The following is a 6,194-nucleotide window of genomic DNA, read 5'->3' on the forward strand; positions in this document are numbered from 1 at the left end:
TATGTAATCTTAGTGCCACCGTATTGATAGCTTCGTATTGATACTCTAATACCAGTATTTAATATGAGGTGTCGAAATGAAAATCGCACAAATTTACGCTCTTGTAGGAGCATTGATTCTTTCTTCCACTGCATTGGCTGAGGGTGGTGGAGACCGGACTATTGCTAGAGCTACTCAAGCTACCGAGCAGGCTATGGAGAAGTTTTTAGCCAAAGAGCTGAAAAAAACTCCTCCGAAAATGTCAGGCGGTGATAAGGGCCCGATTAGTAAGTAAATGTAGTGGTGCTACACATAAGCCCCGCCCCGATTCCGGTTGCGGGGTTTTTATTGACATGTGAGGTGCAAAAAGTGAAGACTATTAATTATGTTATTTTTATTGTGGTCGCTGCGATCTCTTCAAACGTATTTGCTAAAGATAGTGACAAGGTTTTTGAAAAAAGAATGAGTGCCAACTCCGTAGCTATGGAGCAGTATGCGATTAGGCATGGAAAAAAAATTCCCGTAGCTAAGCAATATAAATACGGAATGAAATTAGATGTTGTGAATGTAGTTAGCATGGTGCGACCAGCGGAAGGGTGCGGGGTGATGCCCGCAGCTATGACATACGAAGACTCTGAAGGAGTACTGAATACAGTCAGATACACAGTGGCAGGAAAATGCCGTAAAGGTGGTTAGCCTCTACGCTCTTGGCATAGGGGGTCATATTTTTGAAGTGCGTCATAAGACATAAAATGTGGGGGGTGTTTACTGCAGGCATAAAAAAGACGCCCCGAAGGGCGTCTTAAAATACATCGTATTTAGATGAGTAATCTAAAAGTGGATGCGGAGCTTCAACTTGACAGCAGTGAGTTCCAGGTTTTTGCAAGGGTGTTAATTACCTGTAGCAGTCTAGCCAGATGCGCTAGCAGATTGCTATCTATGAACTCCAGTTTACTATAGGTGACTTAAGCTAACAGGAAGATGATTGAAAAATTACATTTTTGAAATTTTCCAGCTAAAACGGAATGTTCGTCTAGGACGATTCATCCTGCGCAGATCTTAAAGAATAGCTAATGGATACTCAATAATCACACGAACCTCATCCAGATCCGACTCAAATGTGGTTGCGCGAGTATTAGCTTGCCGTAGGCGGAAAGACATATCTTTCAAGGTACCTGTCTGAACGACATATTTTACTTCGATGTCACGCTCCCAACGTTTCTGGTCAGTAAGTGGGTTTCCATCCGCATCGCGTCTCATGTACGTCGTATTGGCGTTAGAGTAATCAGCATCAGTGCCACGACCGTAACGCGTCATAAACGACAAGCCAGGCACACCATACGATGTCATGTCGAGGTCGTAGCGAACCATCCAAGAGCGTTCTTTAGGTGAGTTAAAATCACTGTACTGAATTGAGTTATCAAGAAAGATTGAGTCCGACTGACGCAGGTAATCGAAGTCGTTATTTCCATTATTTCGCTGATGGGATAGTGCAAGTGTGTGCGCACCATACTTCACGCCTACTTTACCGCTCCATATGTTATTGTCGAAATCGCCAAGTAATTTTTTTCCTTCATCGACAGCCTTATAATAGTTAAGGCCTCCGAATACGGAAAGCTCATTTGATAATGAGTAGTTTACTCCGGTGCCAGCATAGTATTGATTCCATACGTCCTTGAGGCGACTGGAGTAAAGACTAAGGGTGACGTTTTTGTTTAAGTTATAATCACCACCAAAGTAGCCTGCCCAAGGCGAGTTAACAGGCCCGGCATAGAAGGTCGCAAAGTTGTCGCGCATGTTGCTCGAAACTGGCTGGCTCATGGCATGTAGGCGACCGCCCTGAACGGTCAAGCCTTCAATGCTAGTATTGGTTGCTGTGACGCCAGTGAAACTTTCCGGTAGTAGTCTTGAGTCGCCAGCAGCCACAACTGGGGTGGATGGGAATACGTCACCGACTTTTACTACGGTGTCAAAGGCGCGAATTTTTGCCGCACCTCCCACTTTTGTGTATTCGTCCCTTGCCTCTCCGTTGCTATTGACTGGAAGGACATCAAATGAACTACGGCCGCCATTACGGCCGCCACCCGTGTCGAGTTTTATTCCAATCATAGCAAACGCATCCACTCCGACACCGATTGTGCCCTGGGTAAATCCAGACTCGAATTTAGTAATAATCGCGTTTGCCCATGCTTCTGAATATCCATTGCCTGTAGGGCTTGACTCTCCGTTACGATGTTCGCGATTGAAGTAGTAGTTGCGGTTAAGGACGGTAAGGCTACTATCCTCTATAAAACCGCCATTTTTTTCTTCCGCAATCACCATTGACGGCACAGAGCTGACAACCATTGCCATAGCGGCTATCGAAAACTTTGTATTGTTAATCATTAATCACTCCTTCGGTTCGGCAGAACTAGAAAGCACTTCGGCTGGAATTGTTGTTTGAAGGAAGCTGGTCGCGCTTCCTATGTCATCGCCGAGTTGTATCGTTGCAATCTGTAGATAACAGGGGCATGATTGAGAAATTACAATTTTGTAATATTCGGCGGCTTTCTTGGAGTGTTGACGCGCGTGCCGTGCGATCAGCCGTTTGCGGCTCTGAGTTTTTACAATGCTAGTTGCTACACCGTGCTCACTTAGCGACCAGAAATCTTTAATTCGCACGTGAGAGGTGCGGATGCGCGGTGCTCGACCAGCTATAAGAGCATGGATAAAATTAGTTTAGACTCCCAGCCTTGGAGTCAGCACTAATTAAGGAATCAAGGAAGTGTCGGATGAATGATTTACCTGAAACTTATCGTAGTTTTTCCTTACGGCTGGCCCAGCTGTAAGCCGCGTCAAGTGAAGATCCAAAAAAAATCCGAACACATACGAAGTCGTCGAAACCAAAATCGGCAACCACTAGATGCCATGAATTTTAAGTCGGATGATTGGGCTTTTGCGCAGGAAGCGCTTGTCAGTCCGCTCTTCCTCCGCGACCATGAGCGCGGAGAGCTTGTCCTATCCTCGGTTTTGATTCAGTTGTTCAGTGACATTGTTTATGCGGAACATGGTGGACGGATACATCATCGCTCCGGGATTGTCGGTCAGGACATGCGCCCCTGCCCACGCAGCCATCTCGCCGTCGCCTGAATCATCAATGAGCAGCTTACCTCACACAGCACGACGATCAGATTTGGTCTCAAGAACGAGGGGGGCGGCCTGACCCTTGTAGGACAGCGTTACTGCGTCAGCCAGGGCATGGAAGGAAACTTCACACCATTGGTGAGAAGGAGTACATCGGCTGCAATTTTGTAAGCGACAGTATCGAACTGCTACGCCCAAACTTTCCCGAAAATAAGGTGGGGTTCTATAAGCCATCGAATCTCATCGATGCGATCCAGCGGCGTGAGGTAATGCTATGGGTAACCCGCTTCAGCTCTCCAAGTTGGTTGGCATACAAGCCTCAGAAGTTGCTGACGCCGGCAGCGGTGCCCATTGTTTTATCCGGGGGCACGTTGCAGCTCTGCAAGCACTGCGGTTGGTGATTTAAACCTGCCCTAGTAAGTCTAAGGAAATTACGCGCATCTTGCAGGCATAGCGAGAGAGCTTCAAGCCGCACGCCTAGCACGCCTAACGACGATTGGACATTGACTCGATAATGCGGCATTGCTCGATCACGCCACCCTCGCAACAAGCTATCAAGCGCTCCAATTCCGACTCCAAACCTTGCAGGTCTCGGATGCGCACTCGAACCTGCTCTAACTGCCCTTCGACTTTTGCGTCCACCCCAGCGCAGGAAGCGTCGCGTGTATCAGCAAAGCCTAGTAACTCTCGAACATCGTCAAGACTGAAGCCCAGTGCGCGGCTACGGAGTATAAACAGTAGACGGTCGCGCTCCTCGTCGGTGTAGAAGCGATAGCCCGATGCTGAACGACCTGCGGAGGGCAGGAGGACGACCTGCTCGTAATGGCGGATGGCTATCGCTTTGGTATCGGTCGCCTTCGCCAAGGCTCCGACTGTATATGTGGTCGGACTCATTTCGCTTGACCTTATAGTTGCTAGAACCTTCATTCTACGCGCCTTAGGTGATAAGCAAATCTGCGCGCGCTCAAAAGAAAGCGGACTGAATCCTATGGAAGCACCGTTAAAACAGCATCAATCCGGAGCTTGGGCACTACTGCTCTGTGCTTGGTTGCTCGCTCTGGTATCAACAATCGCCGTGCTATTCGTTGGTGAAGTCATGGGGCAACTGCCCTGTGTGCTCTGTTGGTTTCAACGAGCCTTCATGTTTCCACTCGTCCTTGTATTGGGCGTCGCCTGCTTTTTATCGGACGCCGGTGTTTGGCGCTATGCACTGCCATTAGCAGTTGTGGGCTGGCTCATCGCTCTCTATCACAACCTGCTTTATTTCGGACTGATCCCTGAAAGCATCAAACCTTGCGGGGCTGCCTAAACGGGCACGATCCATATGCTTACCTGAAAGATGTTCTTATAAGCCTGCCGACGCAGCGCGCGAGTAAGATTAACGAGCTGCTACCGCATAGGTGGGCGCCCGCTTAATCGCGCAGGGTGTTTTGGGCTTATGTCTTCGCTGGCATCTACATTTTGCGCCACACCAAAGCAGGAATTGCTCGGATGTAAATTAGTTCGCTGACCAACTCAATCAGCGTTTGAGTAATGACTGCTGCCGCAGCGAGCCCTCTGATTTCCTCTGGCAAGGCCAATGCCAGTGGCAGAACCACCAATGAATTGCGTGTCGAGCTACTGAAAGCTACTGATCTTGCAGTGATGGCCGGCAATTTGAATGCTCGCGCAACCAGCGCACCAACCAATGGTGCCAAGAGCATGAAACCAATGTAGACAGGAATGACGGGCAGCAGCTTGTCCATGTCTCTGACCACCGCTGAAATCTGAGATCCGATCACTGCGACCAATACCGCTGCCATAGCCGGTACAGGCATCCAAGCCCAAGCGTTGTTCCAACCCTCAACGACGCGTGACCTTTTTGTACCGGCAGCTGTTGCTACCGCCAATACCAAGGGCAAAGCAATCAGCACTACGAAAGCCTCAACAAATGGGCCCACCGATATAACCACCCCCGAGTCATTACCCAGCATGAAGGCCAGATACAGGGGCAGTAGCACAAGCTGAAGCAAGAGTAGTAACGGCGTTGCCGCCAGAGTCAGTTTGGAGTCGCCCTTACCGATATGGGTAAACACCACCACATAGTCGATACAAGGCGTCAGCAAGACCAACAGTGCACCCACCAAAATCGCTGGGTGACCCGTTAGGCCCATGGTCAACGCCCAAACCAACAGGGGGATGGCGACGAAGTTGGCTGTCAGCAGCGCCGTCATGAAACGCTTGTTTGCAAGCCCTTCACGGAGATCCAGGAATGGGATCTGTAGAAACATGGTGTACATCAGCACAGCGATGGCTGGCGTCACCAACGCACCTAACGCTTGAGAAGCATTAGGTGCGAGCAGACCTCCGATAGCAGCGACAATGACCGCGACGAAGTAGACGGGAATCTGGTTCTTCTCTAGCTGTTCTCTGTCCACAAAATGCCCTTAAAACGCGTGAAATCAATTTTCGATTGAGCAGGGTAATATCTGTAGCTACTACAGGTTCAAGAAAATGCTTGGGGAATTCGCATGTCAGGAATCGGGGCGTTGTCTAAATCAACGGGTTGCCACATTGAAACTATTCGCTATTACGAGAAAATAGGCCTTTTACCTCCGGCGCTGCGGTCGACCGGCAGGCACCGAATCTACACAGAGAAGCATCGTTCAAGACTCGTCTTCATCCGTCAGAATCGTGAGTTAGGCTTTCCCCTCGACGATATCCGAGAACTCATCGCGCTCGCAGCAGATGCTGATCGTCCGTGCGCTGACGCGCTGTCGGTGGTCAAGAAGCACCTAGCAGAAGTAGAGTCGAAGGTAGCTAAGCTCCAGCAAATCCGGATAGAGCTGCTCTCAATGGCAGGCACGTGTGAGTCAATTTGCTTGGGTTCAAACTCCCCAGATTGCACGATTGTAGAGTCCTTGTTCGAACCCGCTGCTGGGACGCGCTCCGGTTGCTGCTCCTAGGCGAATCAAGAAGCGTGGGGGAAGCAAGATGCCATCGAAACCGAATAACGCGAAGGTCTCGAAGGTATATTGAATCGCCCCTAGTTTCGTAGACACCTCCAAGCCTTAAAATGAGGCCCATTAGGAGGTGCCATGAGCAACCAGCGT

At 49.5% G+C, this 6,194-nt stretch carries 7 protein-coding genes and 2 pseudogenes; 6 read left to right on the forward strand and 3 right to left on the reverse strand.

Annotated elements, in window-relative coordinates:
- Positions 1-76: 76 nt before the first annotated feature.
- Together QN377_RS19265 and QN377_RS19270 are read left to right on the forward strand one after the other, a co-directional pair.
- Positions 77-274, forward strand: a complete 198-nt coding sequence (locus QN377_RS19265; RefSeq protein ID WP_016779311.1) for a co-regulatory protein PtrA N-terminal domain-containing protein — start codon at positions 77-79, stop codon at positions 272-274.
- Between the two features lie 74 nt (positions 275-348).
- Positions 349-675 (forward strand): DUF2790 domain-containing protein, encoded by a 327-nt coding sequence (locus QN377_RS19270; RefSeq protein ID WP_081481051.1) that lies wholly within the window; start codon positions 349-351, stop codon positions 673-675.
- A 363-nt stretch (positions 676-1,038) separates the two neighbouring features.
- On the opposite strand, the gene QN377_RS19275 is transcribed toward QN377_RS19270, so the two are convergent.
- Positions 1,039-2,364: an OprD family porin gene (locus tag QN377_RS19275; RefSeq protein WP_016779312.1), complete on the reverse strand. Its 1,326-nt coding sequence runs from the start codon at positions 2,362-2,364 to the stop codon at positions 1,039-1,041.
- Between the two features lie 390 nt (positions 2,365-2,754).
- On the opposite strand from QN377_RS19275, the gene QN377_RS19280 reads away from it, so the two are divergent.
- The gene (locus QN377_RS19280; protein WP_016779313.1) at positions 2,755-3,108 is read left to right on the forward strand and encodes a hypothetical protein; all 354 of its coding nucleotides are present in this window, start codon (positions 2,755-2,757) and stop codon (positions 3,106-3,108) included.
- 480 nt (positions 3,109-3,588) lie between these two features.
- Here QN377_RS19280 and QN377_RS19285 read toward each other — a convergent pair whose 3' ends face one another.
- The gene (locus tag QN377_RS19285; protein WP_016779314.1) at positions 3,589-4,029 is read right to left on the reverse strand and encodes a MerR family transcriptional regulator; all 441 of its coding nucleotides are present in this window, start codon (positions 4,027-4,029) and stop codon (positions 3,589-3,591) included.
- 61 nt (positions 4,030-4,090) lie between these two features.
- On the opposite strand from QN377_RS19285, the pseudogene QN377_RS19290 reads away from it, so the two are divergent.
- Both QN377_RS19290 and QN377_RS19295 read left to right on the forward strand, forming a co-directional pair.
- Positions 4,091-4,405 (forward strand): annotated as a pseudogene (locus QN377_RS19290) (disulfide bond formation protein B); the annotation flags it as partial.
- 2 nt (positions 4,406-4,407) lie between these two features.
- Positions 4,408-4,518, forward strand: a pseudogene (locus tag QN377_RS19295) (transposase domain-containing protein); the annotation flags it as partial.
- 38 nt (positions 4,519-4,556) lie between these two features.
- On the opposite strand, the gene QN377_RS19300 reads toward QN377_RS19295, so the two are convergent.
- Positions 4,557-5,519, reverse strand: coding sequence for an arsenic resistance protein (locus QN377_RS19300; RefSeq protein ID WP_016779316.1), 963 nt, complete (start codon positions 5,517-5,519; stop codon positions 4,557-4,559).
- Positions 5,520-5,612: 93 nt separating this feature from the next.
- Between QN377_RS19300 and QN377_RS19305 the strand changes: the two genes are divergently transcribed.
- The gene (locus QN377_RS19305; protein ID WP_016779317.1) at positions 5,613-6,047 is read left to right on the forward strand and encodes a MerR family transcriptional regulator; all 435 of its coding nucleotides are present in this window, start codon (positions 5,613-5,615) and stop codon (positions 6,045-6,047) included.
- The last annotated feature ends 147 nt before the right edge of the window (positions 6,048-6,194 follow it).

The sequence above is a fragment of the Pseudomonas sp. CCC4.1 genome (assembly GCF_035019225.1).
GTDB lineage: Bacteria > Pseudomonadota > Gammaproteobacteria > Pseudomonadales > Pseudomonadaceae > Aquipseudomonas > Aquipseudomonas bubulae.